Raw genomic sequence first — 1420 nt, 5'->3', positions numbered from 1 at the left:
CCTCGACAACTGCATGGGCTCTCGGAACACCCCGAGCATGCCCACCGATCACCCCGGCGCACCGGGAAACTCCAAGATCCCCGACAGAGTCAAGCTGAGCGCCCCGCCTGGCTTCGCCCGGCTGGGGCGCTCAGTCGTTTCCAGACGCCTGGGACTCCTGCGCGCAACGTCAACGATCTTCGCGCCTGGCGCACACTCCCCGTGATCACCGGCTCGTACGCTCTGGACGAGAAGCCGGCCTCTCATCTAGAGGGCTCCAACTCCTTGCGGGGGAAGGGTAGTTACATGAACAAGAACTCCATGCAGAAGTTCCGGTACCGGGCCGTGGCGGTCGCCGCCGCCGCGCTCGCGCTGGGAAGCGTCGTCACGACCGCGACAACCGCCCAGGCCGCCCCCGCCGAGGGCTGGGTCGACGGGTGGGACAACGTCACCGACGACTGGGGCGACGAAGGTGTGCTCTCCACGACCCAGCACGCCAACAGCGGTGCGACGGGTGTCTGGCAGACCATCCTCTACAACGACGGGTTCCTCAACGAATCGGACATCGACTGCAAGTTCGGCCCTGCCACGGCGGAGGCGACCCGGAAGTGGCAGGCGAAGTACCTCGGAGCGTCCCAGGCCGACGGCGTCGTCGGGCCCAAGACGTTCGGCAAGGCGTCCAGCTGGCTCAACCAATTCGGTTGGGGCAGCGGCTTTATGTACATCAACTACGACGGCGCAATCGACCACGCCAAGACCCGCTTCTTCATGCGCGACTACGCCACGGGCCGCTACAGCTTCTACAACCTGTCGGGTGTGAGGGTCGAGGCCTACTACGACTCGATGGACCGCTGCTGACGCCAGTTCGACACCTCGTCCGGGTTCCATCGGGCGGGGCGCTGACGCGCAGCCGGGCCGGGTGTCCCGCTACGTCACCCGGCCGCTCATCCAGCTTGGCGTCGAACGTCGGGTCCGGGGATTCCTTCCAGGTCTTCGTGTGCTGGAAGGAAATCCCGCGGCGGGCCAGCAGGCAGCGCAGTGCCCCCCGGCCGATCCGGACGGGCCTGGATCCTGCGCAGGTGATCGGCCGGTTTGCGGATCGACCAGGGGGTGAAAGGCTTCCCCAGCAGGTGGGGCGGGTGGTGGCCGTCTGGACGACGAAGTCCTCGTCGTCACTGCGCAGCAGTACCCGGTTTCCGAGGACGCCCAGACGGCGGCTCAACTTCCCGGCGGTGGGCGGTGCCGTCTGGCGTCATGAACAACAGGTCGGCGCCGAAGGCCAGGGTGACTCCCGAACTGCTGTCAAAACGGAGAACCGGCGGCAGATGTTCACCACTTCGGGAGGGTGAAGTTCCCCCTTTGATCTGGACAGCGGGTGGTTACGCTGCGGGGGTGAGGTCGCGGGTCGTCAGGGCTCTGGTTTCGAGTGGGGTGACGTAGC

Annotated in this window: 1 protein-coding gene and 1 pseudogene; one reads left to right on the top strand and one right to left on the bottom strand. The window is 66.5% G+C overall.

Annotation, left to right across the window (positions count from 1 at the left end; genetic code table 11):
* Positions 1-285: 285 nt before the first annotated feature.
* Positions 286-837 (top strand): peptidoglycan-binding domain-containing protein, encoded by a 552-nt coding sequence (locus tag ABTY04_RS40965; protein ID WP_352218515.1) that lies wholly within the window; start codon positions 286-288, stop codon positions 835-837.
* Positions 838-928: 91 nt separating this feature from the next.
* Here ABTY04_RS40965 and ABTY04_RS40960 read toward each other — a convergent pair.
* Positions 929-1165, bottom strand: a pseudogene (locus ABTY04_RS40960) (IS630 family transposase); the annotation flags it as partial.
* Positions 1166-1420: the final 255 nt, after the last annotated feature.

The sequence above is a fragment of the Streptomyces sp. NPDC097981 genome, assembly GCF_040302565.1.
Taxonomy (GTDB): Bacteria; Actinomycetota; Actinomycetes; order Streptomycetales; family Streptomycetaceae; genus Streptomyces.
The sequence above is the reverse complement of the archived record's forward strand: the minus strand, read 5'-3'. Positions and strand labels throughout refer to the sequence as shown.

Bases quoted from the DNA above. Each gene is read 5' to 3' on its own strand.
- ABTY04_RS40965 (WP_352218515.1), top strand. From the start codon at position 286: ATGAACAAGAACTCCATGCAGAAGTTCCGGTACCGGGCCGTGGCGGTC.